Source organism: Caproiciproducens lactatisolvens (genome assembly GCF_052443335.1).
In the GTDB taxonomy this organism is placed as follows: domain Bacteria; phylum Bacillota; class Clostridia; order Oscillospirales; family Acutalibacteraceae; genus Caproiciproducens.
Window position 1 is genome coordinate 1118993 of the sequence record NZ_CP195750.1, and the last position, 24437, is coordinate 1143429.

Annotated in this window: 24 protein-coding genes; 17 read left to right on the forward strand and 7 right to left on the reverse strand. The window is 51.7% G+C overall.

The features are described 5' to 3' along the window. Positions 1–16: 16 nt before the first annotated feature. The 16 genes from ACRQV7_RS05440 (at position 17) to deoC (ending at position 15274) form a co-directional block, all read left to right on the forward strand. Positions 17–730 (forward strand): DNA alkylation repair protein, encoded by a 714-nt coding sequence (locus tag ACRQV7_RS05440; protein ID WP_444659741.1) that lies wholly within the window; start codon positions 17–19, stop codon positions 728–730. Further along, a complete protein-coding gene (locus ACRQV7_RS05445; RefSeq protein WP_444659742.1) occupies positions 731–1396 on the forward strand; it encodes a M48 family metallopeptidase in 666 nt (221 codons plus the stop codon). Between the two features lie 71 nt (positions 1397–1467). Beyond that, a complete protein-coding gene (locus ACRQV7_RS05450; protein WP_444659743.1) occupies positions 1468–2703 on the forward strand; it encodes an aminopeptidase in 1236 nt (411 codons plus the stop codon). Between the two features lie 224 nt (positions 2704–2927). Continuing rightward, positions 2928–3161, forward strand: a complete 234-nt coding sequence (locus ACRQV7_RS05455; RefSeq protein WP_444659744.1) for a FeoA family protein — start codon at positions 2928–2930, stop codon at positions 3159–3161. Next, a complete protein-coding gene (gene feoB / locus ACRQV7_RS05460) occupies positions 3158–5164 on the forward strand; it encodes a ferrous iron transport protein B (RefSeq protein WP_444659745.1) in 2007 nt (668 codons plus the stop codon). The genes ACRQV7_RS05455 and feoB (ACRQV7_RS05460) overlap by 4 nt, the downstream gene beginning before the upstream one ends. 17 nt (positions 5165–5181) lie before the next feature. Next, a complete protein-coding gene (locus tag ACRQV7_RS05465; RefSeq protein WP_444659746.1) occupies positions 5182–5331 on the forward strand; it encodes a FeoB-associated Cys-rich membrane protein in 150 nt (49 codons plus the stop codon). Between the two features lie 135 nt (positions 5332–5466). Continuing rightward, positions 5467–6810: an APC family permease gene (locus tag ACRQV7_RS05470; protein WP_444659747.1), complete on the forward strand. Its 1344-nt coding sequence runs from the start codon at positions 5467–5469 to the stop codon at positions 6808–6810. Between the two features lie 172 nt (positions 6811–6982). Continuing rightward, entirely contained in the window at positions 6983–7285 is a 303-nt protein-coding gene (locus ACRQV7_RS05475; protein ID WP_444659263.1) for an imidazolonepropionase, read from the forward strand. Beyond that, positions 7282–8133 carry an IS3 family transposase gene (locus ACRQV7_RS05480; protein WP_444659264.1) on the forward strand — a complete coding sequence of 284 codons (852 nt, stop codon included), beginning with the start codon at positions 7282–7284 and terminating at the stop codon, positions 8131–8133. The genes ACRQV7_RS05475 and ACRQV7_RS05480 overlap by 4 nt, the downstream gene beginning before the upstream one ends. A 455-nt stretch (positions 8134–8588) precedes the next feature. Then, a complete protein-coding gene (locus ACRQV7_RS05485) occupies positions 8589–9614 on the forward strand; it encodes a LacI family DNA-binding transcriptional regulator (RefSeq protein ID WP_444659748.1) in 1026 nt (341 codons plus the stop codon). Positions 9615–9668: 54 nt separating this feature from the next. After that, entirely contained in the window at positions 9669–10598 is a 930-nt protein-coding gene (rbsK, locus tag ACRQV7_RS05490; protein ID WP_275716771.1) for a ribokinase, read from the forward strand. A 38-nt stretch (positions 10599–10636) separates the two neighbouring features. Further along, positions 10637–11035 (forward strand): D-ribose pyranase, encoded by a 399-nt coding sequence (gene rbsD, locus ACRQV7_RS05495; RefSeq protein WP_275716769.1) that lies wholly within the window; start codon positions 10637–10639, stop codon positions 11033–11035. A 16-nt stretch (positions 11036–11051) separates the two neighbouring features. Then, positions 11052–12551, forward strand: coding sequence for a sugar ABC transporter ATP-binding protein (locus ACRQV7_RS05500; protein WP_444659749.1), 1500 nt, complete (start codon positions 11052–11054; stop codon positions 12549–12551). Beyond that, positions 12548–13507, forward strand: coding sequence for an ABC transporter permease (locus tag ACRQV7_RS05505; protein WP_275716765.1), 960 nt, complete (start codon positions 12548–12550; stop codon positions 13505–13507). Before ACRQV7_RS05500 ends, ACRQV7_RS05505 begins: the two co-directional genes overlap by 4 nt. 26 nt (positions 13508–13533) lie before the next feature. After that, complete coding sequence (locus tag ACRQV7_RS05510) at positions 13534–14529, forward strand: substrate-binding domain-containing protein (RefSeq protein WP_275716763.1); 996 nt, start codon at positions 13534–13536, stop codon at positions 14527–14529. A 100-nt stretch (positions 14530–14629) separates the two neighbouring features. Then, positions 14630–15274 carry a deoxyribose-phosphate aldolase gene (deoC, locus tag ACRQV7_RS05515; protein ID WP_444659750.1) on the forward strand — a complete coding sequence of 215 codons (645 nt, stop codon included), beginning with the start codon at positions 14630–14632 and terminating at the stop codon, positions 15272–15274. Between the two features lie 83 nt (positions 15275–15357). Here the strand turns inward: deoC and feoB (ACRQV7_RS05520) are convergent, their stop codons facing one another. The 6 genes from feoB (ACRQV7_RS05520) to ACRQV7_RS05545 all read right to left on the reverse strand — a co-directional run bounded on the left by feoB (ACRQV7_RS05520) (position 15358) and on the right by ACRQV7_RS05545 (position 22082). Further along, on the reverse strand, positions 15358–17505 hold the full coding sequence (feoB, locus tag ACRQV7_RS05520; protein WP_444659751.1) for a ferrous iron transport protein B: 2148 nt from the start codon (positions 17503–17505) through the stop codon (positions 15358–15360). 88 nt (positions 17506–17593) lie between these two features. Next, complete coding sequence (locus ACRQV7_RS05525; RefSeq protein ID WP_038323477.1) at positions 17594–17830, reverse strand: FeoA family protein; 237 nt, start codon at positions 17828–17830, stop codon at positions 17594–17596. A gap of 172 nt (positions 17831–18002) precedes the next feature. Beyond that, positions 18003–18296 carry a Dabb family protein gene (locus ACRQV7_RS05530; RefSeq protein WP_444659752.1) on the reverse strand — a complete coding sequence of 98 codons (294 nt, stop codon included), beginning with the start codon at positions 18294–18296 and terminating at the stop codon, positions 18003–18005. Positions 18297–18345: 49 nt separating this feature from the next. Continuing rightward, positions 18346–18765 carry a PPC domain-containing DNA-binding protein gene (locus ACRQV7_RS05535; RefSeq protein WP_444659753.1) on the reverse strand — a complete coding sequence of 140 codons (420 nt, stop codon included), beginning with the start codon at positions 18763–18765 and terminating at the stop codon, positions 18346–18348. Then, complete coding sequence (clpB, locus tag ACRQV7_RS05540; protein WP_444659754.1) at positions 18762–21386, reverse strand: ATP-dependent chaperone ClpB; 2625 nt, start codon at positions 21384–21386, stop codon at positions 18762–18764. Before clpB ends, ACRQV7_RS05535 begins: the two co-directional genes overlap by 4 nt. 30 nt (positions 21387–21416) lie before the next feature. Next, complete coding sequence (locus tag ACRQV7_RS05545; protein WP_444659755.1) at positions 21417–22082, reverse strand: hypothetical protein; 666 nt, start codon at positions 22080–22082, stop codon at positions 21417–21419. A 382-nt stretch (positions 22083–22464) separates the two neighbouring features. Here ACRQV7_RS05545 and ACRQV7_RS05550 point away from each other — a divergent pair, with 382 nt between their 5' ends. Then, positions 22465–24033: a putative bifunctional diguanylate cyclase/phosphodiesterase gene (locus ACRQV7_RS05550; protein WP_444659756.1), complete on the forward strand. Its 1569-nt coding sequence runs from the start codon at positions 22465–22467 to the stop codon at positions 24031–24033. 57 nt (positions 24034–24090) lie between these two features. Here ACRQV7_RS05550 and ACRQV7_RS05555 read toward each other — a convergent pair whose 3' ends face one another. Continuing rightward, positions 24091–24435 carry a GIY-YIG nuclease family protein gene (locus ACRQV7_RS05555; RefSeq protein ID WP_275716746.1) on the reverse strand — a complete coding sequence of 115 codons (345 nt, stop codon included), beginning with the start codon at positions 24433–24435 and terminating at the stop codon, positions 24091–24093. Between the last annotated feature and the right edge of the window lie 2 nt (positions 24436–24437).

Sequence of the window (24437 nt, forward strand, 5' to 3'; positions counted from 1 at the left end):
TAACAGGGGAAACGATATGAAAAACGATTTTGTATACACCGGTTATCCTTCGCTCTCGGAGCATCTTTTGTCGCTGGCCGACGAGCCGTACCGCGAAATGCAGTATAAAATTGTCCCCGGGGTGGAGCATATTCTCGGCGTGCGTATCCCGAAGCTGAGGGCACTTGCAAAGCAGATCGGGAAGGGCGACTGGCGCGCCTGCCTCGCGGGGCTGCGGGACGCCTCCATGGAAGAAATCATGCTGCGCGGGTTTCTCATCGGCTATGCCAAAATGGAGCAGGACGAGCTTTTCGCCCTGATCGCGGACTTTGTCCCGAGAATCAACAGCTGGGCGGTGTGCGACGGCTTTTGCTCCACCCTGAAAGCGGCGGCGAAGGACCGGGAAAGGCTGTTCGTCTTTTTACAGCCGTATCTGCAAAGCGGAAGGGAATACGAGCTGCGCTTTGCCGTCATCATGCTGATGGATTATTTTATTACGGACGAAACCATCGATCCGGTCCTGAAAATCTACTACCGGGTGCGCCACGACGGCTATTATGTCAAGATGGGCGTGGCGTGGGCGCTGTCCGTCTGTTTTGTGAAATATCCGGAAAAGACCATGGCTTATCTGCAGACGGACGGCCTGGACGACTGGACCTACAACAAAACGCTGCAGAAAATCGTGGAATCCTTCCGTGTGGACGACCGGACCAAAGCGGTCATCCGGGGAATGAAACGCAGGGGGAAGTAAATGGAATATCAGCTGATCCGTTCCCGGCGCAAAACCGTTGCCATCTGTGTGGACCGGGACGGCAACGTGACCGTCCGCGCCCCGCTCAGGGCCGCTCAGGGAACAATCGACCGCTTTGTCCGTGAAAAGCAGGAATGGATCGAGGAAAAGTCCTCTCAGATGGCGGCGAACGCCGCTGCCCGGCAGAAATTCCGCGTTTCCCCGGGCTCGACGCTGCCGCTGATGGGGAAGGAATACCCGGTACTGCCCGGGGAACGCGTCGCTTTTGACGGGACAGGTTTCCTCCTGCCGCAGGAAGCGTTTGAAACATTGAAACCGAAGCTTGTCCGCCTGTATCAGTCGATTGCGCAGGACGTCCTTTCACGCAGGACGGAGGATTATGCCGGGCGCACCGGCTTTCGGCCCTCGGGCGTGCGGATTGGCTCGGCGCGTACCTGCTGGGGTTCCTGCTCCGGAAAAAACCGCCTGAGTTATTCGTGGAAGCTGATTCTCGTCCCGCCGGAGCAGATCGACTATGTGATCGTCCACGAGCTTGCGCATACCGTCGAGCATAACCATTCCCCGCGCTTCTGGGCGCTGGTCGGGCAGGTCCTGCCGGACTATCCGGAGCGGCGCAGACAGCTGAAGGCTTCCGCGCAGAAGCTGCAGAAGCAGGGATGGGATTGATTGCGGTCCCAATGGGTATAAACTGATTTGCAGGGGGAACATTGAACATCAAACAGAAGGAGAGATTATGGATGGTAAAAGAGGAAATATTGCGCAAATATGCGCGCCTGGCGGTCTGCATGGGGGTCCATGTACAGCCGGGACAGATGCTTGTTCTTACGTCGTCCGTGGAGTGTGCGTATTTTACCCGCCTGTGTGTGGAGGAAGCATACCGGGCGGGCGCCGGGGAAGTGCTTGTCCTTTGGAACGACGAAGCGATAACGAAGCTTGCCCTTCAGCAGGAAAGCACGGAAACGCTGGCCCGGATAGCTCCGTGGAAGATTGAGCAGAAGAGAAACTGCATCGACCAAAAATGCTGTTTCCTGTATGTCGAGTCCGCGACTCCCGGACTTCTGGCGGGAATTGACGGAAAGAAGCTCCAAACTGTCCGTATGGCGAAAGAAACCGCGTTTGAGCCGTTTGAATACTATACCATGGCGAACTACGGCCAGTGGTCCATCGTCGCGATTCCGACCGTCCCGTGGGCGAAAAAAGTCTTTCCTGACCTCAGCGGCGAAAAGGCCCTTGCCGCGCTGTGGGACGCGGTTCTCACAAGCGTCCGGATTACGGAGGATAACGACCCGGTCGCCGAGTGGGAGCGGCACAATGAGGAGCTCAGCCATCACTGCGAGTTAATGAACGGGTTCCGCTTCAAGTCCCTCCATTTTAAAAACGGATTGGGAACGGACCTGACGGTCGGACTTGTTAAAGACCACATCTGGGCGGGCGGCTGCGACAAGGCGAAAAACGGCGCGGTTTTCAATCCGAATATGCCGACCGAGGAAGTCTTTACCATGCCGGATAAATACAGAGTGGACGGCCGCGTATACGCCACAAAGCCGCTGAGCTACCAGGGCAAGCTGATCGAAAATTTCCATCTGGATTTTCAGGACGGAAAAGTCGTTGGTTTTCAGGCGGAAAAGGAAGAGGATACCCTGAAAAATCTGATCGGATTCGACGAGGGCAGCTGCTACCTCGGCGAAGTGGCGCTGATTCCGTACGACTCGCCCATTTCACGGCTGGGGATTCTGTTTCTGAACACGCTCTTTGACGAAAATGCCTCCTGTCATCTGGCACTCGGCGCTTCCTACCCGGACAATCTGAAAAACGGCGCGGAATTAAAGCGGGAGGAACGGGAAAAACTCGGCTCCAACTATTCCAAAATCCACTGCGATTTTATGTTCGGAAGCGCGGATATGGAGATTACCGGTACTACGTGGGACGGAAAACAGATCGCTGTATTCCGGAACGGAAATTTCATCATCTAAATTAAGAAAAGCGGTTCGCTTTTGCGGCCGCTTTTTTGCGCCTTAAAACAAAAAAGCAAGAGAAAGAATGCGGGAATCGGTTTTTGAAAAACATTTAACAATTAGCCATGGTTTCCTTGACAAATTCCATTGTACAGACTAAAATATTATATGTTAGCATAGGCTAACATATAATGCCTGAGGAGCATCACAAGTTAACAAGAAATCAGATGATGGAGGCTCTTATGACCTTAAATGAACTGCAAATCGGCCGTAGATCAAAGATTGTTGAAGTCAGGGGTGAGGGCGCGCTGCGGCGCAGGCTGCTGGATATGGGACTGACTCCCCACACGGAGGTGATGGTGAGAAAGGTTGCGCCGATGGGCGATCCGATTGAAATCCATCTTCGGGGCTACGAACTGACCATTCGGATTGAGGATGCAAAAAAGATTGAAGTGGAAGGGACGTTAAGCCGATGATTTTTGCGTTAGCCGGGAACCAGAACAGCGGAAAAACAACGCTGTTCAACCAGCTCACCGGTTCCAACCAGCATGTGGGAAATTTTCCGGGGGTTACGGTTGAACGAAAGGACGGGGTGATCCGCGGGCACCGCGACGTAACGGTGGTGGATCTTCCGGGCATCTATTCTCTTTCCCCTTATACCAGTGAAGAAATCGTCACCCGCGACTTTATACTGAACAACCATCCGGACGGGATTATCAATATCGTGGACGCAACCAATGTTGAGCGCAATCTTTACCTGAGCATGCAGCTGATCGAGCTGAATCTTCCCATGGTAATCGCCTTGAACATGATGGATGAGGTCCGCGCCAACGGCGGGACCATTATTATAGAAAAATTTCAGAAAGAACTCGGTGTGCCGGTCGTTCCCATTTCGGCCAGCAAGAACGAAGGAATCGACGAGCTGATTGAAACGGCGATCAGCACCGCCGCGGCGAAGCAGAAACCGAAGCGCCAGGACTTTTGCACCGGCGCAGTACATAGAGCCATTCACTCCGTAGCCCATCTGGTGGAGGATCACGCCGAACGGATCGGCGTACCGCCGCGCTTCGCGGCGACGAAGCTGGTCGAGGGCGACGATCCCATGATGAACGCGCTGGGCCTTTCGGACAACGAAAAGGATATGGTGGGCCACAGCGTAACGGAAATGGAACGGGAGCTCGGCACCGACCGGGAAGCCGCCCTGGCGGATATGCGCTACACGTTTATCGAAGGACTGTGCAAGGATTCCGTTGTAAAAATAGGGGAATCCAAAGAACACCGGCGCAGCGTGGCGATCGACGAAATCCTGACGCATAAATATCTCGCGATCCCGATTTTTATTGCCATTATGATGCTGGTATTTTACCTGACCTTTGGGGTGATCGGCAGCGCGCTGAGCGACCTTCTTTCCCTCGCCATCGACTTCCTTACCGAAGCCGCCAGCGCGGGCCTGACCGCGTACGGCATCAACCCGGTCGTGCATTCGCTTCTGATCGACGGCGTATTCGCCGGGGTCGGCAGCGTGCTTTCGTTTTTACCCATCATTGTGGTGCTGTTCTTTTTCCTTTCCATTCTGGAAGACAGCGGGTATATGGCCCGGGTCGCCTTTGTCATGGATAAGCTGCTCCGCAAGATCGGGCTTTCCGGCCGCAGTTTTGTGCCGATGCTGATCGGGTTCGGCTGCTCCGTTCCCGCCATCATGGCGACCCGTACTCTTTCCAGTGAACGCGACCGCAAAATGACCATCCTCCTGACGCCTTTTATGAGCTGCAGCGCCAAGCTGCCGATTTACGCGATGTTTACCGTCGCGTTCTTCCCGAAGCACCGCGCGCTGGTGATGATCGCCCTTTATGTTACCGGTATCCTCGTCGGCATTATCAGCGGGCTGATCCTGAAAAGCACGCTTTTCCACGGGAAACCGGTGCCGTTTGTCATGGAACTGCCGAACTATCGCCTTCCCAGCGCGAAAAGCGTCGCGCTGCTGATGTGGGATAAAGCAAAAGATTTTTTAACGCGCGCATTTACCGTTATCTTTGTGGCAACGATTATCATATGGTTCCTTCAGACCTTTGACACGCGCCTGAATGTGGTGGCCACAAGCGCCGACAGCATGCTCGCCGGCGTCGGCAAGGTGATCGCGCCGCTGTTTGCCCCGCTCGGCTTTACCGACTGGCGTGTTTCCACCGCCCTGATTACCGGCTTTACCGCCAAGGAAGCGGTCGTCAGCACGCTTGCGGTTCTGACCGGAACCAGTGTTTCCAATTTGCCCGCGGCGCTGTCCCAGCTTTTCACCCCGCTGACCGCGTGGTCGTACCTGACCTTCACGCTGCTTTATACGCCCTGTGTCGCGGCGATCAGCGCCGTCCGGCGGGAAATGAACAGCACGAAAAACGCGGTGGCCATGGTGCTTTACCAGACGGGCGTCGCCTGGATCGTGGCGTTTTTTGTCTATCATGTCGGTCTTTTGTTTTGCCGCTGACGGCGGAAAGGAGCGTTATGCAGCTGATTGATTATGCGATTCTGGCGGTGATCGCCGTATTGCTTGTGTTTGCGGTCCGGTATTCCTACCGGCACAGAAAGGAATGCTGCGGCGACTGCAGCCGGTGCGCATCCTGTCATTCCTGTACCAGAAAAGATAAAAAATAGGAAAAGATCTCTCCTTTGCCCTCCCGGCAAAAGAGAGATCTTTTCTTGCTCAGACACTATCCAAACACATTGCGCTGTGATAGAATAGAAACGCTGCAATCAGGCAGGAAAATCGATTTGGGGAGATCATACGATATGGAACAGACAAGGCGCCATTACGGATTATTCACTACGGTAACCATGATTATCGGTATTTGCATCGGCTCCGGAATTTTTTTTAAGAGCGACAATATTCTGGCGGCTACCGGGGGAAGCGTCCCGCTTGGCGTGTTTGTTTTCGTGCTGGGTGCGACCAGCATCGTTTTCGGCGGGCTCTGCATCAGCGAGCTGGCCTCCCGCACCGACCGCCCCGGCGGGGTCATCACGTATGTGGAGGAATTCGCGAGCGAAAAGCTCGCCTGCGGGATGGGCTGGTTCCAGATTTTCGTGTACCTGCCCACCATTGCCGCGGTTGTTTCGTGGGTGGTCGGCATTTACATCTGTCTTCTGTTCGGATGGGAAGGCACACTGGAGAATCAAATGCTGATCGGATTCCTTTTTTATACGCTGAACTTTGTGATGAATTCCCTGTCCGCCAGGCTGGGAGGTGGGTTCCAGAATTTTTCCACCATCAGCAAGATGCTTCCTTTGGCCGTCATTGCGGTATGCGGCCTGTTTTTCGGCAATCCCGCCAAAGGATTTCAAAGCGTTGCCCCCTCTACCCTGGGGGGAGCGGCCTGGCTTTCCGCCATTGGGCCGATTGCCTATTCCTTTGACGGCTGGTCCATTTCCACTTCCATTGCGCCGGAAATCCGCGATTCCAAAAAGAACCTGCCCCGCGCGCTGGTGATTGCGCCGGTCATTATCCTGATTACCTATGTCGCGTATTTTGTCGGCGTTTCCAGCCTGCTGGACCCTCAGAAAATCGTCGCGCTGCAGGACGCTCATGTCTATACGGTCGCTAAAAATCTGTTCGGCGGTTTCGGTGCGCAGCTGGTCCTGATTTTCGTCATTATTGCGGTAATGGGTACGGCAAACGGCATTATTCTGGGTTATATCCGCCTTCCGTACTCCATGGCTCTGCGCGGAAAAGGGATGTTCCCGCTTGCCGGAAAGCTCTCAAAGCAGGACGGAAAACATGGAATGCCGGTGAATTCCGCAATCTTCTGCTATGTTATCACCACATTCTGGGCGGCAATTCATTTTATCACCGTCAAATTCGGGCTGCTCCCCAATTCGGATGTTTCTGAAATCGCTATCGTTATGAGCTATATTTTTTATATTATTCTGTACTACAAGGTGTTTGCGCTTTACCGCGCGGGAGAAATCAAAAGTGCTTTCCGCGGGGTTGCCGTTCCCATTCTGGCGACGCTCGGCTCCCTCTTCATCCTTTCAGGCGGCCTGCAAAGCAAGCTCTTCTTTCTGTATGCGGCGTTCTGCATTCTGGTGGTGCTGGCTGCTCTGCTTTATTACCGGAGGCACCATTTATCTGTTTCATAAAATTGAATGGACAGCTTTTAAGGCAGGGAGTTATGTAAGGCATAAAATTGCCTGCTTTTCAAACCGACAATAAAAAGGACTCAGAACTATCTTTGGACTATCCCCCGAAGAACGGACAGTGAAAAAAGAGACCTCCTGTTGTAGAATGGAAACTACGACAGGAGGTCATTTCATGTCCAGGAAATATACAAAAGTTGAAATTCTAAGCGAAGAAGTGTTCCGGAGAAAGGCAGCAGGCGAAACCAACCGAGAAATAGCGGAAAGTTATGGTCTAAGCAAAAAACAAATTAAAAAGCTGGTCACGCGCCAGAATCACAAAGCCCGCTTGATTGCCAATGGCTATGTTCCTCGTCCAAAGGGACGGCCGAGACAAAAACCGGCTGACAAAGAAACGCAACGGAACAACGAATTGATTGAGCTGCGGATGAAAGTAGAACTGCTGCAAAATTTTCTGTCCGAAGCTGGAAGGAAGTGAAACTGAAATATCGCGTCATTGAACGATTTCGTGGTAAATACAGCATTGAGGCCATGTGCCGTTCCTTCGGGGTTTCCCGCAGCGGCTACTATGCATGGCGGAATCGACAGAAAAAAGAAGCAAAGGACCAATGGCTGACGGACTTGATTGCGGACTGTCAGCAGCGCTGTAAACAGACCTACGGTTGCCGTCGGGTGCGCCGCTGGATTCTGCGGCAGACCGGAAAAAAAGTCAATTTGAAAGCCATTCTGCGCGTCATGCGAAAGGATGATCTGCTTTCACAAATACGTCGGCGTCGACCCTATGTCCATTACAAACAGGCAGTACATAAATATCCGAACCTGTTGCAGAGATCCTTTGAGCAGCCCTTGCCCAATCGTTTCTGGGTTACGGACATTACCTACCTCCCTACTGTAAAAGGAATGCTGTATCTGTGCGCGGTAGTAGACCTGTGCGGCAAAATGGTTTTGGCCTATCGTATCGGCAATGACATGACCGCCTCACTGGTGACGGATACCATCCGGGATGCCGTACAAAAAGAGAAGGTCGCTGGTGGACTTGCCCTCCACAGCGACCAAGGGTCTCAATACACCTCGCAAGCATACTTTGACCTAAGTCAAGAATATCATTTTCAGCCGTCCATGTCCAGCCCCGGGTGCCCTTATGACAACGCCGCTATGGAAAATTTCTTTGGTACACTCAAGACGGAATGCCTATATCGTATGAATTTTTCCTGCCGTACCGAAGTGGAACAAGCAGTGGCTGAATATGTTCAGTTTTACAATTATGAGCGAATCAATCTGAAAAACGGCCTCACTCCGTCCGAAATTCGGAGCAAGGCCGCCTAAATCCTATCTATTCTGCGACAGGCCTTTTATTCCTTTGTCTGTTTGTTGGGGATCAGTCCACTTTGTTCTGAGTCCTTTTGCTATGGATCAATAGGGCTGTTTGGTCCCTGTGAATATATGAAAGGGATTCCATAAAACCGTCAGAACCCATTGAAATTTTGCTGTCCGGATTGATTCTTTGTGCCTGACAAAGCTCTCCTTTCATGTCAGAATTCTCTAAATGGATGTATTACCAAGCTATCAATTCAGCTGTGAAACAGATATGATGAAATCGATTTCATTATTTAAATTGTCTAATTATACTTTATATAATTAGGTAATATTATAATTGATATCTAAAAAATATTAAGATATAATAAAAGCACACTAAGAGATGAACCAAATAATTTATAAATTTATGAAACCAGTTTTATAAATTTTCTGCAACAAAATCTTTGCGAAGGGTGTATTGACCATTGCTTACAATAAAAGACATCGCAAAAATTGCAAAAGTATCCCCTGCAACGGTTTCCAGAGTCATCAATAACAGCGGCTATGTAAAGATGGAAACCAGAGCTATTGTGGAGGAAACTATCCGCGAAAAGGGATATGTTCCCAATGTTCTGGCAAGAAACCTGAGTAAAAACGAAACAAATACCATTGGCGTTGTAGTACCGGATATCAACAATCCGTTTTTTGGCGAGGTCATCAAGGGAATTACAATGAAAGCGGAGAAATCCAACCTGAATATTCTGCTCTGTGACACCAACGAGCGCGAAGAGAACGAGCGGCGCTCGCTGAAAATGCTGAAAGGGCAGAAGCTGAAGGGAATCATTATTACGCCGACCTCAGACGCAAATGAATTCAATGCGGAATATCTGAAATTTATGGAAAGCATCGGCATTCCCATTGTCCTGATCGACAGAGATGTGAAGCATTCCAAATTTGACGGCGTGTTTATTGATAATATTGCCGGTACCTTTGAGGGAATGCAGGCGCTGATTCAGAACGGGCACCGGCGGATCGCCATTATCGCGGGCCCCAAGACTTCCAAGCCGGGGCGCGACCGTCTCAGAGGGTATAAACAGGCCCTCGAAGCCTATCAGATTCCGTTGGACGAAAACCTGATTTTCTACGGCGATTTCAGGCTTGAAAGCGGATATGAAATCACGAAGAAGATATTTGCCATGTCGCCGCTTCCCACCGCTATTTTTTCTTCCAACAATATGATGACGCTTGGGTGCATTAAATATCTGAATGAAACCGGGAAGAAGATCGGGGAAGATATTTCATTGCTTGGTTTTGATGAAATTGAAATGCTGAATATTCTCAATATCAAGATATCGGTGATCGATCGTCCCACCTTTGCCATGGGTGAAGTGGCCATTACACTGCTGATGGAAAAACTGGAATCCGGTAAAAATACGGACAACATCCAGCGGACCATTCTGATGCCGAAACTGATTCTGCGCGGTTCCGAAAAATTAAAAGGGCTCAGGTGATTTTTTATACCATAATATGGAACCGATTACATATTTTTAAATGGAGGAATGATTATGAAACAGCAACACATTACCGTATTCGGAAGCTTTGTTGTTGATCTGATGTCAAGAGCGCCCCATCTGCCCGTACCCGGAGAGACCGTAAAAGGGTCGGTGTTCCGGATCGGACCCGGCGGCAAAGGCTTCAATCAGGGGGTCGCGGCCAAGAAAGCCGGCGCGGATGTCACAATGGTGACAAAAATCCGGCGCGATACCTTCGGCAATATCGCACTGAATACGATGAAGGAACTGGATATGGATGCAAGCCATGTGTTTTTTTCGGAAAAAAGTGAAACCGGTGCCGCATTGATCATGGTGGATGAAACGACCAGCCAGAACGCGATCATGGTTACGCTGGGCGCATGTTCCGAAATTACGAAGGAAAACGTGGACTCCGTTGAGGAAGTCGTCAAAAACTCAGGGTATCTTTTAACGCAGCTGGAAACCAATGTGGATGCCGTGGAGCGCGTCGTGGACATGGCGCACCGTTACGGCGTGACCGTTGTTTTCAATACGGCTCCCGTACAGCCGATCAGCGACGAGCTCCTGAGAAAGGTCGACATCATTACGCCCAATGAGGTGGAAGCGGAAATTCTGACAGGCATTCAGGTTGACAGCGAGGAAAACGCACAGAAAGCGGCGGAGTATTTCTTCGGAAAAGGGGTAAAAACCGTTGTCATTACCCTTGGAAAACGGGGTGTGTTCGTTTCAACGAAGCAAAAGCACGGAATTCTTCCCGTACCCAAGGTGGATGTGCTTGACACTACGGGCGCGGGAGACGCCTTCAACGGCGCGCTGGTTGCGTCTCTTGCGGAGGGCAAGGATATCTGGGAAGCCTGCGGGTTTGCAAACGCGGCGGCGTCCATTTCCGTCACACGGATGGGGACGACTCCCTCCATGCCTGTGCGCAGCGAGATCGATCAGTTCTTGTCGGAACATAAATGAAGCAAACGTCCTGAAAACAGTCAAAGGAGAGAACGCAAATGTTAAAAGGTGGAATTTTAAACGCGCAGCTTGCCCATGTGCTGGCTGATCTCGGCCATAAGGATACGCTGGTTGTCAGCGATGCCGGTCTGCCCGTTCCGGACGGAGTGGAAAAGGTAGATTTGGCGTGGAAGCCGAACGAACCAAAGTATCTTGACGTTCTGAAAGAAATTCTGGACAGCATTGTGGTGGAAAAGGCGATTCTTGCAAAAGAACTGAAAACGGTCAGCCCGGACATGCATCGGAAGATTTTAGAAGTGCTTCCAAAGGATATTCCGATAGAGTATGTAGACCATGTGGACCTGAAAGAAAAAACCAAATCCTCCAGGGCGATTGTCCGCACCGGGGAATTCACCCCTTATCCGAGCGTTATTTTGGTTTGTGCATGTGCCTACTAAGTAAGGAGGTCAAAGAATGCCGGAAGACGATATCATTTTAAAACTGGATTCCATTGTCAAAATTTTTCCGGGCGTAAAAGCACTTGACGGTGTACACCTTGAAATAAAAAAAGGCGAAATTCATGCTCTGTGCGGTGAAAACGGCGCGGGCAAATCCACGCTGATGAAGATTATTTCCGGCGCGCATCCCTACACTTCCGGGAACATGTATTTTGAGGGTGAAAAAATTTCTTTCCACTCTACGAAAGAAGCCAGAGACAAAGGAATTTCCATGATTTATCAGGAATTCAACCTGATCCCATATCTTTCAGTTGCCGAAAATATTTTTCTGGAAGCTCTTCCCAAAAAGAAGAACGGGCTGTTTGACTGGAAAACGCTGAATCAGAAAGCAAAAGAACTGCTAAAACGGCTGAAGCTGAATGTTGATCCACAGCTTCCGGTCAATAAGCTGTCTGTTGCACAGGCGCAGATGGTTGAAATCGCCAAGTGCCTGTCCAGAAACGCAAAGGTTATCATTATGGATGAGCCGACAGCGGCGCTGACCGATGAGGAAATCGATATCCTGTTTTCCATCATCCGGTCGCTCTCGCAGGAGGGTATTTCGATCATTTACATATCCCATCGTCTGGATGAAATCTTCAAACTGGCTGACCGGGTCACGGTTTTCCGGGACGGAAAAAATGTGGCGACAAAAAATATCGGGGACATTGGCTATCAGGAGCTGGTGTCGATGATGGTGGGTAAGGACATTTCGGACCTGTATCCCCACAGAGAGTATTCCGGGAAGGAAACGGTTTTGGAAGCAAAGAACATTACGGGGCGCGGGGTAAAGGACGTCAGCTTCGAGTTGAAAAAGGGAGAAATCCTCGGCATCGCCGGGCTGATGGGGTCCGGAAATATCGAGCTTTCCAAAATTTTGTACGGAGCCATCCCCATGGAAAAGGGCGAAATAAAAATCGGGAATGCACCGGCGGACTGCAGCACTCCGCGCAAAGCGCTCCGTTCCGGAATCGGATTTGTTTCCGACGACCGGAAAAACGAGGGACTGATTCTCATCCGGAGCGTAAAGGAAAATATTTCGCTGTCATCGCTGAAAAAAATATGCAGCCATTCTTTCGTGAACCATAAGGCAGAGGAGAAAATGGTAACCAAGAACATTCGCTCCCTGAATATTAAGGTAAGTTCCTACAACCAGCTGGGACAGAATTTAAGCGGCGGAAATCAGCAAAAGGTGGTCTTTGCAAAAATCCTTGAAACGGTCCCGTCGATCTGTATTATGGATGAGCCTACCCGCGGGGTCGATGTCGGCGCCAAGTCGGAAATTTATCAAATCATGAACCGGATGACGGAAGAAGGGAAAAGTATCATTCTGGTTTCATCAGATTTACCGGAGCTCATTGGGATGAGCGACCGAATACTGATTATGAGGGAAGGAAAAATTGTCATGTCCTTAAATAGAAATGAATCTAATCAGGAATTGATTTTGGCCTATGCCGCAGGAGGTGTTGGTGAATGAATGCGAAAGAGAAAACTTTTCGGGTTTTAACCGTACATAGAACGAGCATCATTCTTGTCCTGATCCTGATTGTCGCCGCATTCCTGTCGCCCGCCTTTTTAAGCGCCTCCAACATGCTGAACGTGATCCGGCAGGTTTCCATTACCGCCATTATCGGCGCAGGGATGACGTTTGTGATCCTGACAGGCGGAATTGATCTTTCGGTGGGCTCCGTTGTGGGACTGGCCGGCGCGTTTTCAGCCGGTGTGCTGCAGACGACGGATTCCGTTCCGCTCGCCGTCGGCATCGGTCTTTTAACCGGTCTTATCTGTGGATTCATCAACGGATTCTTTATTGCAAAGTGTGGCATTCCAGCCTTTATCGCCACATTGGCAATGATGACCCTCCTGAGAGGCTGCATTCTGGTTTATACCAACGGCACGCCGATCTCCGTACAGTCGGATATCTATAAGGCTGTGGGAAAAGGCAGCCTTGCCGGAATTCCCGTTCCGATTATTATTCTATTGTTCGTTTATCTGGCCGCCTATATTTTACTTACGCACACCGCTTACGGGCGCACGGTTTACGCGATCGGCGGAAACCGTGAGGCGGCCAGGCTTTCCGGAATTTCCGTTGTGAAGAACGAATGGATTGTCTATATCATCATCGCTTTGCTTTCCAGTCTGGCCGGCATCATCCTCACCGCAAGGCTTGGTACAGCGGCCGCCACGGCGGGGGAAGGATATGAAATGGACGCCATCGCCTCCGTTATCATCGGCGGAACCAGTCTGGCGGGAGGCCAGGGCTTTATTCTTCCGACGGTAATCGGCGCGCTGATTCTTGGAGTGCTTGACAATATCCTCACACTGATGAACGTAAACCCGTTTGCCACCAATATTGTGAAGGGCGTTGTCATTCTTATCGCCGTATTGGCCGACAAGAAATTCAAGGACTTGTCAGCTAAAGTTAATCAATAAATTGGCAGAAAGAAAGGGAGAAGTTTATGAAAAGGTCAAAAAAATTATTGGCGTTGGTACTATCCGCAGCGATGATTGCCGCGACAGCCGCGGGCTGTTCCACCGGAGCCGCAACCAGCACCGCTGAATCAAAAGCGGCGGAGAGCGCTGCACCCGCCCAAAGCTCGAACAAACAGCTCGTCATTGGTCTTTCAATGAATACGCAGACCAATCCGTTCTTTGTCAGCGTGAAAGAGGGCGCCCAGAAAGGTGCGGATGAGCTGGGAGCCAAGCTGGTCGTAACCGACGCGCAGAACGATGCGTCCACCCAGATGAAGGATGTTGAAAACCTGATTACACAGAAACCGGACCTCATCATCATCGACCCGGCCGACAGCGACGCGATCGTATCCGCCATTCAGGAAGCGAATGACGCGAAAATTCCGGTGATTACGATTGACCGTGCCGCAAAGGGCGGGGAAGTCGTCAGCCACATGGGCTTTAACGCGATCAAAGCGGGCGGCCTTGAGGGACAGTTTATCGCCGATACGCTGAAAGGCAAAGGAAATGTAGTGGAAATTCAGGGCATCATGGGCACGAATGTTGCGCAGGACAGAAGCAAAGGCTTTAACGATGTCATTGCAAAATATCCGGACATCAAGAAGGTTGCCACGCAGAGCGCGGATTTTGACAGAGCCAAGGCAATGAAGGTCATGGAAAATATTCTTCAGGCGAACAAGGATATTCAGGCCGTCTACGCGGCGAACGACGAGATGGCGCTCGGATGCCTCGAAGCCATTGAAGCGGCCGGACGGACAAAGGACATCGTACTGGTGGGCAATGACTGCCTCGACGATACCATGAAAGCAATTAAGGAAGATAAGATGAAGGCCACCATCAACGAGCCCCCTTATTTCCTGGGCAAAAACGCGGTTCAGACCGCCGTCAAATATCTGAAGGGCGAAAAGGTTGAAAAGAGCGTGATCCTTGAATCCACTCTGGTTACAAAAGAAAACGTCGATTCCGTAAAGACCAGAGATTAGTCTGATTTTACCGATGGGCCGCGGCACCAGAGCGGCCCACCGATTTTCGGTGAAAATACGGGCGGAGCCTGCCTTTCATGAATGATACAGGAGGAAAATAATGGAACTGGAAACTTATATCGATCACACACTTTTAAAACCGAACGCAACCAAAGGACAGATAGAAACACTCTGTAAGGAGGCAAGGGAACACCATTTTGCTTCCGTTTGCGTCAATTCGTATTATGTGCCCTTGGCAAATACGCTTTTAAAGGATTCCGGAGTCACTGTGTGCTGTGTCGTCGGCTTTCCGCTCGGCGCAATGTCCACACAGGGAAAGGCCTCTGAAACAAAACAGGCGGTACAGGACGGCGCCGGTGAGGTGGATATGGTGATCAATATCGGTGCATTGCTTGACGGGGATTATGAGGCCGTGCTTCAGGATATCCGGGCGGTTGCCCGCGAAGCACATCCAAAGGCGTTATTAAAAGTAATTATTGAAACCTGTCTTTTGAACGATGAACAAAAAGTAAAAGCCTGTGAACTCGCTGTGGAGGCGGGCGCCGATTTTGTAAAAACGTCAACCGGTTTCAGTACCGGAGGCGCTACTGTCCGCGATGTTGAGCTGATGAAACGTACCGTACAGGGAAAAGCAAGGGTAAAAGCTTCCGGCGGTGTCCGGACCTATGAGGATGCCATGAATATGATTCATGCCGGCGCGGACCGGATCGGTACAAGCAACGGCGTCAAGATGATGGAACACTGAGAAGATATTCTGTAAAAACACAAAGAGAAATGCCGCGCTGCACAGCCGATCACTGCCGCAGTACGGCATTTCCCTTGTCAGGCTTACAGCAAGCCCAGAAGCCTTACGGTGCCGGCAAAGAGGAAACAGATCACCATGCCCGCGGCGGTGGGAACCGCGAACGAGACAGCCGTCCATTTCCAGCTCTGCGTTTCCTTCCGGATGGTCAGGCAGGTTGTGGAGCACGGCCAGTGCATTAAGGAAAACAGCATGGTGCATACGGCGGTCAGCCAGGTCCACCCATTGCTGAGAAGGAGGTTTTTCAGCTCTTCCAGGCTTCCCAGTTCCAGAATGCTTCCTGTGGACATGTACGCCATGATGATGATCGGCACCACGATTTCATTGGCGGGAAATCCCAGAATAAACGCGAGCAAAATCACCCCGTCCAGCCCCAGAAGATTTGCGAACGGGTCGAGGAAATTCGAGCAATGGAGCAGCAGGCTGGCTCCGCCGACATGGATATTTGCCAGTAGCCAGATAATCAACCCGGCGGGGGCGGCCACGACCACCGCTCTGCCCAGAACGAACAGGGTGCGGTCGCAGATGGAGCGGACGATCACTTTCCCGATCTGCGGCCTGCGGTAGGGGGGAAGCTCCAGTGTAAAGGAGGAGGGGATTCCTTTCAGGATGGTGACGGAGAGAAGCTTTGAGATGATAAAAGTCATAAAGATTCCCAGAATGATCGTGCCCGTCAGCAGGCAGGTGGAGAAAAAGGATTGAAACGGCGCGGAAACCGTTCCGACAAAGAACATGGAGATAATCGCGACCAGGGTGGGGAACCGCCCGTTGCAGGGAACAAAGCAGTTGGTAATGGTGGCGATCAGCCTTTCCCGCGGCGAATCGATAATCCGGCATCCCGACACGCCGCACGCGTTGCAGCCGAACCCCATACACATGGTCAGCGCCTGTTTTCCGCAGGTGTGGGCTTTTTTGAAATATTTATCCAGATTGAAGGCAATCCGGGGCAGGTACCCCAAGTCCTCCAGCAGGGTAAACAGGGGGAAGAAAATCGCCATGGGCGGCAGCATCACCGATACGACCCACGCAAGCACGCGGTAAATGCCCATGACCAGCATGCCGGAAACCCACGAGGGCGCGCCGATCCGGCTGAAAAACGCGAGCAAAATATCCTGAAAGCGGAACAGGGCATCCGAAAGCAGCGCGGATGGGTAGTTCGCGCCGGTAATGGTGATGTAAAAAATCAGCATCAGAAGCAGAATCATAATGGGAAAGCCGCTCCATTTGCTGGTCAGTATCCGGTCGATTTTCCGGTCCCTTGCGTTGTAGCTGTCGGATTCAAACTTCACCGCGTCGGCACAGATCCCCTCGGCGGTGATAATCAGGCAGGAAACGATCCGGTCGCGCAGCGCTTCGCCGCTGATGCCGTTTTCCTCCAGACGCCGTCTGGCCTGCTCGATTTTTGAGGCGACGGGTTCCTCCAGCGCGGGATTGAATCCAAGATAGTCGCCCATGCTTTTGAGAAGGCTTTCGTCGTTGTCGATCAGCTTCAGCGCCGCCCAGCGGGAATTCAGCTTTTCACCGAGGCATGCTTTCACGGCGGGTTCCACAATGGAGATGGCTTCTTCGATCGGCGCAATGTATTTTAATTGAATCGGTCTGATGAAATTTTCCGTTTTCAGGCTGCCGACCGTTTCCATCAGCTTCCCGAGCTTTTTTCCGCTCCGGGCCGTAACGCCGACGACGGGAACGCCCAGGTCCTTCTGTAAGCTGCCGAAATCAATACGGATGTGTTTCTTTTTTGCTTCGTCCATCAGATTCACACAGACTACAACGTGGTCGGTGATTTCGATGGTCTGCAGCACCAGGTTCATGTTCCGTTCCAGACAGGTCGCGTCACAGACGACGATGACCGCGTCCGGATTTCCAAAGCAGATAAAATCCCGCGCTACCTCCTCTTCGGCGGAATGCGCCATCAGGGAATATGTACCGGGAATATCGACCATGATATAGTTGATTCCGTCGTAAGAGCATTTTCCCTGCGCGTTCGTCACGGTTTTGCCCGGCCAGTTGCCGGTGTGCTGGTTCATGCCGGTCAGGGCGTTGAAAACGGTGCTTTTGCCCACATTGGGATTTCCGGCCAGCGCTACGATCCTGTCGTCGGGATTTTCCCTGTTTATGCTAAGGCCGGAATCGATCCATTTGATCCCGGTCGGGTTTGCCGCCAATCCCACCACAATCACTCCTTATCAGTTTTTTATGAAAAGCAATTCTGCAAGCGCAAATTTTCATTTGTATTCGCAGAATTGCATTGAGTCCGGATTAATTCGCGCTGATCATCACGTTGCTGCTGTCTTCCTGTCTGAGCGCGATGACCGCGCCGCGAATTAAATAGGCAATGGGGTCGCCTGAAGGGCTTTTTTGAAGGCATTCGACCTGTGTTCCTTCGATCAATCCAATATCCTGAAGCCGCCGTCTCATGCTTCCGGTTGAGCGCAGCTTTTTCACAGTAGCGGTTTGGCCGACCTTTAGGCTGTTCAACGTACTGATTTCATTCAATTCAGAAGCCTCCTTGTATCCTGAATATCGTTCTTTTTGAGTCCCCTTACACTATAATATTGGTGAAAACGATTTTTGTACCATTCAGATGCCGAATATTCGCGCAAAACGAAAGGAGCAGGGAAGCCAGCCCGATCGCTGTCTTCCCTGCTTCTTTTAAAGAATAAACCTGTTAAATTTCGTAATCGACACAGTCCCTGCCGCACACAAGCGAGTGGACGACCTGCTTCACGGCGACGTGCGCGGGGTGGTCCTGATAGTTGTCCTGCGCTTCCCTAGTGGTGAATTCACAGTACAGAACCAGATCAAAGGTGCCACCGTTGTAGTTGCGGCCGACTTCAATCGCCGTCAGCCCGTCCACCACGCCCAGCAGCGCTTTGAACCTTTTTTGCAGGTCCTCCGCGACCGCGTTAATGTTTTTCCTGGCGTCTTTTGTCAGGGTCCATAGGACAATGTGTTTTACCATGTGATTTTCCTCATTCCTTATTATATCATTTTATCTGAGCAGATCATTTTTACATATCAAATAAGTTCAATCCCGTAACTTCATCCGGGCGGCGTCCCACAGAACCCTTTACGGTATGGATAAACATTTCGCACGTAGCGCTGACGACGGCTTCGTTCAGATGTCCGCCGAAGACATGCCCCTGCGCGTCGGCAAAATTGGCATGCAGGTGCAGATACACTTCTCCGTCTTTTTCCGTGACATTTCCGGTCAGTGCGGTCATTTCCATTTCCCCGTCAAGGGTGTTGGAATAATACTTTTTTTCCGCGACACGGTAAAGGCCCACGACCGCGTGCCCCACCGCGCCAAGGGCGGTAATGCTGGCAAGCCTGACGTTTTCCTTCTCACAGATGGCCTTCAGGCTCTGGACAATTTCCTCGCCGCGGTCGATCCGGGCCACGATGGTGTCTCCGAAAATCCTGTACGTCATGATGGTTCATTCCCCGTTTCCTTTTCTTTTATAATAAGCTTACTGCCATCGTAATCGATTGTCAACGTTGTTTTGGGCTTTAAATCATGGGAGATAATGGCCTTTGCGATCAAGGTCTCCACCTTGCTCTGAATCAGCCTTTTCAGCGGACGGGCGCCGTAAACGGGGTCATAGCCCTGATCCACGACGTACTCTTTGGCGGCGGGCGTCAGCTTTACGCCGAGCTGTTTTTCTTCCAGACGCTTCTGCAGGTCCTCGATCAGAAGATCGACGATCCGGTCGATTTCCGGTCTGGTCAGCGGCTTGTAGAAGACGATTTCGTCCAGACGGTTTAAGAATTCCGGGCGGAACTGCTGCCTGAGCATGGCGTGTACCTGCGATTTGGCTTCCCCGCTGATTTGCCCGTCCGACTGTATCCCTTCCAGAATCGTGCTGGAGCCCAGATTGGAGGTGAGGATGATGATGGTGTTTTTAAAATCCACCGTCCTGCCCTGGGAGTCGGTGATTCTGCCGTCGTCCAAAACCTGCAGCAGAATATTGAACACGTCGGGGTGCGCCTTTTCCACCTCGTCGAACAGCACGACGGAGTACGGGTGCCGGCGCACCGCTTCCGTCAGCTGGCCGCCTTCCTCGTAGCCGACGTAGCCCGGAGGCGCCCCGATCAGACGGGACACCGAGTATTTTTCCATGTATTCGGTCATATCGATGCGCACCATGTTGTGCTCGTCGTCAAACAGCGCCTGTGCCAGCGCTTTGGCCAGCTCGGTTTTGCCTACGCCGGTAGGGCCGAGGAACAGGAACGAGCCGATCGGCCGGTTGGGGTCCTGAATGCCCGCGCGGGAACGGAGAATGGCTTCCGTTACTTTTTCCACGGCCTCGTCCTGCCCGATCACTCTTTCGTGCAGGATGTCGTCCAGCCTCAGAAGCTTTTCGCGCTCGCCTTCCATCAGTCTGGAAACCGGGATACCGGTCCAGCGCCCGATGATCTTCGCAATCTCCTCGTCGGTGACCCTGTCGCGCAGCAGGGAGTCGGAAGCCTGCGTCCGTTCCGCAATCTGTTCCTCCGCTTCCAGCTGCCTGGTCAGCTCGGGGAGCTTGCCGTATTTGTATTCCGCCGCTTTGTTCAGGTCATAGCTGCGTTCCGCTTTTTCAATTTCCGCATTGACCTTTTCGATTTCTTCGCGCAGCTTCTGGACCTTGGAAATAGCCTGCTTTTCGTTTTCCCATTTTGCTTTCATTTCCTTGAACTGTGCGCGCAGGTCGGCCAGCTCCTTCTGGATTTCCTTCAGATGCTCCTGGGAAAGGGAGTCGGTCTCCTTTTTCAGCGCCGCTTCCTCAATTTCATGCTGCATGATTTTCCGGGAAATCTCATCGAGCTCCGCCGGCATTGAATCGATTTCCGTACGGACCATCGCGCAGGCTTCATCCACCAGGTCGATCGCCTTGTCCGGCAGGAACCGGTCGGAGATGTACCGGTTGGAAAGCACGGCGGCCGCAATCAGCGCCTGATCCTGAATTTTGACGCCGTGGAAAACCTCGTACCGTTCCTTCAGCCCGCGCAGGATGGAAATGGTGTCCGCCACGCTGGGCTCTTCCACCATGACCGGCTGGAAACGCCGTTCCAGCGCCGCGTCCTTTTCAATGTACTGGTGGTACTCGTTCAGGGTGGTGGCGCCGATACAGTGCAGCTCGCCGCGCGCAAGCATGGGCTTTAAAATATTGCCCGCGTCCATGGAGCCTTCGGTTTTGCCCGCGCCCACAATGGTGTGCAGCTCGTCGATAAACAGAAGGATCCTGCCGTCGCTCTTTTTGACCTCGTTCAGGACGGCCTTGAGCCTTTCCTCAAACTCGCCGCGGAACTTTGCCCCGGCGATCAGCGCGCCCATGTCCAGGGAGAACAGCTTGCGCTCCTTCAGGTTGTTCGGCACATCCCCGCGCACAATGCGGATGGCAAGGCCCTCGGCGATGGCCGTTTTACCCACGCCGGGCTCGCCGATCAGGACGGGGTTGTTTTTGCTTTTGCGGGAAAGGATGCGGATGACGTTGCGGATTTCGGAGTCCCTGCCGATGACCGGGTCCAGCTTGTGGTTTTTCGCCAGCTCCACCAGATCCTGCCCGTACTTGGAAAGCGAATCGTAGGTTTCCTCCGGGGTGTCGCTTGTCACCCGGGTATTGCCGCGCACAGTGGACAGCGCGGCGAGAAATTTGTTTTTGCTGATGCCGAAGGTGTTGAAAACGGTCTGTACCCCGGCGTTCGGGTGGTTCAGGAGGGCCAGCAGAATATGTTCAACCGAGACGTATTCGTCCTTCATGCGCTCGGCTTCCTTTTCCGCGCCGACCAGCGCCGCGTCCACATCCGCCGAAACATAGACTTTTCCCGGCTCGCGTCCCGGACCGGTCACGCCGGGCAGCTTTGCGACCTGCTGTTCCACGCTGCGCAGAACGGCTTCCGGCTGGATATCCATCTTTTTAAAAAGCTGGGGGATCAGGCCGTTTTCCTGCGTCAGAAGCGCCTGCAGCAAGTGTTCTTCCTCGATCTGCATATTATTGTGTTCAATCGCGATGTTCTGCGCTTCCTGGATAGCCTCCAGTGATTTTTGGGTAAATTTCTGAGCGTTCATAAAATCAAACCTCCTCGCTCGTCTTCGGTGCTATATGATGACACCGCTTTTACTATATTGAAGATATTTCTTTTCAAGAGCTGCAAGGGCCTTCTCCGGTTCGTCCAGATGGGCAAAGTACAGTTTCATACAGGTATCGAATACATGAATATAATCCGAAATCGCGGCCGCGATGGCTTCGTTTGTCTGCCGGGCGCTGTCCTGCGGCAGCAGAAACTGCCGTGCGCACTTTCCGGGCGTAATTTCGCAGAAAACCTCTCCGTGCGGGAATAGGGAACCGATATATTTGTTTTCCAATGCAAACCAGAAATCAAAAAAATCGTTTAGAATTTCAATCAGCTGCCGGCTCTGCGTTCTCATCGAAACGCGCAGCTCGCCCACCGTTGGCCCGCACGTCCGGTACAGCTCCAACATATAACGGACAGTAGGCTTGTATCGGTACCTTAATGCGCTACGGATAGAGATCATCGCGTCGCTGGGCTGGAGCTGTACCTGAAAGCTTTCCCAGTCGGACATCATCTGCTCTACGCCTTCAAAAATATCCCGCATGCGCATTTCGGGGGTGGAGTACGAACAGTATTCGGCCAGAATCTGATTGATCAGATTGCTGCGGCTCGTCTTCTTTTCATATGCAATCTTGTCTATGGCGTCTACAACATCATCGATCAGTACCAGGCTGTATACGCTTTTTCCCATGATGCTCATCCCAATCCAATTTGTTGTTGCGTGTATTCCTGCTCAGGCAGCCGGTCAGGCCATACAGCTCCCTTAGGCGCCCTCTTTGAGGGAACCGGCAGGCAAAGCCTGACTGAGGGAGTTTTACGGAAACCTCCTGCGGCTCCCATTCTCTTCGGTGCGCCGGGCGCGGACCCGCCGGTAAAACCTCTTCAATTCCTTTATTAACATTATATACATGTTATATAATTTGTCAATAAGATTATATAATTTTAATTACAAAATTTAAGCCCGGAAAATTTCAAATTTTCCTATGGGAAATTTGAATTGTAATTTGGGGAATTTTGTAGTATTCTAAAATAGAAATCGGTTTCCCATCCAACTTTTGTTAGGCGGTGTACGATTGAAGAAACAATTCGGAAGAAATGATACAAAATCTGTTTTTATGGCCGCTGTTTCCCTTGGGCTTGTCTGCCTGAGCGCGATTGTCAACGCGATCAGCCTTTATCATATGCTGAATGCTTCCGCCCAGCCGTACCTCAGGGGGATTTCCAGAGAGCTCATGGCCCGGGAAGCGGTTCTTGCGGGCGCGACGGTACTGGCTTACTGCGGATTTCTTCTCTATATTTTTCACGGGCACAGGCAGAGCGAGAGCAAGCTGGAAAAGATGGCTTATTACGATAGTCTTACCGGCATCTCCAATATCTATAAATTTGAAATGGATGTGGGGGATAAGCTCGGCAGGAATCCTGCCGGCAAGTATTGCATCCTCGTTTTTGATATCAATAAGCTGGCGGTGATCAATGATATTTACGGCCATCAGACGGTGGACCAGCTTCTTTGCCGCCTTTCGCGGGCACTGACCGACGTTCTGAAGGAAGGGGAGCTGTGCTCCAGGAGCAAGGACGGCTCGTTTCTGGCGTTTGTGCGGTGCGGAAACGATCAGGAAGCCCTTGATTTTATCCGCTGTTTTACCGCGAGGGCGCATCAGCTGAGCAATGTGAATTTTATAGAAAAACAGGCTTTTACATTTGGAATTTACAGAATTTCGGATAAAAACATTTCCGTCAGAAAAATGATCGACCGGGCAAATCTTGCGCGCGAAGCCGTTGCGGGCGGCCTCGGCGGTAACTACGCCTTCTTTGATGAGGCCATGCGCAGGGAAATGAAGCGAAACAGGGAAATAGAGGAGCAGATGGAGGAAGCGCTCCGGGAGAACCAGTTTACGGTATATTATCAGCCGAAATACAGTCTGCCGGAGGGGACCGTTTGTGCAGCGGAAGCTTTGGTACGCTGGAACAGCCCGAAATACGGCATGCTTCAGCCGAACGACTTTATTCCCATCTTTGAAAAGAACGGTTCCGTGATCGACCTTGATCTCAATATTCTGGAGCAGGTCTGCAGGCAGCAGCGCAAGTGGCTTGACCTGGGGCTGGACCCTCTGCCGGTTTCCATCAACATTTCAAGAACGGATTTATACAGGGCAGATTTTGTGGACAGCATCTGCCAGCCGCTGATTCAACATGAAATTCCGCCGAATCTGATAGAACTCGAACTGACGGAGAGCGCCGTTTTTGATAATATCCGGCTCTTTGTCACTTTGACAGACGAGCTTCACCGGATCGGATTCCGGCTTTCCATGGACGATTTCGGTACGGGATATTCCTCGCTGAACACCCTGAAATGCTTAAACTTGGACACGCTGAAGCTGGACCGCGGTTTTTTCCTTGTCAGCGACGAACAGGAGCAGCGTCGGTCGGAAATCATCGTAAATCATATTATTGCCATGACAAAACAGTTGAACATTACTACCGTCGCGGAAGGGATCGAGACGGAACAGCAGGTAGATTTCCTGAAAAAAGCGGGATGCGATGCGATCCAGGGCTTTTATTTCGCGAAACCGATGCCGGCCGGGGAGTATGAGAAACTGGTTTGGGAACAGGAATACGACAACGGCAGGGCCGGCGCTTGAGCGCCAGCCCTGCCGCAGCTTTATCGATGCCTGACAGGCTTTTTTACTTTTTTTTGGTCAATACAGGTCTTTGCCGCTGAGCTTTTCCGTCCAAAGTTCGTACAGAGTATCGATATCCTGTGCAAATTCATCCAAAGTTTGAGTTTCCTTCTTTGCCAGCTCCTCCAGAACCTCGAAGCGAAAGGCGTCGCTTCCGTATTTCCGCCAGTCGTCCCGCAGCTTTAAGTTCATACATCCGTCCGTTTTCTGAGAAAACTCGAACCGGTTTTTGCTGCCCTGCAGGTCGTTAGCCGACAAGACCAGCATTTTGCCGGTCGCACTGTTTACAACCGCGTATACGCCGCCGGTGATTTTGCGTTCCTTATATCTTGCGGTCAGTTCCTTTTTGCTTTGCTTGTCCATCT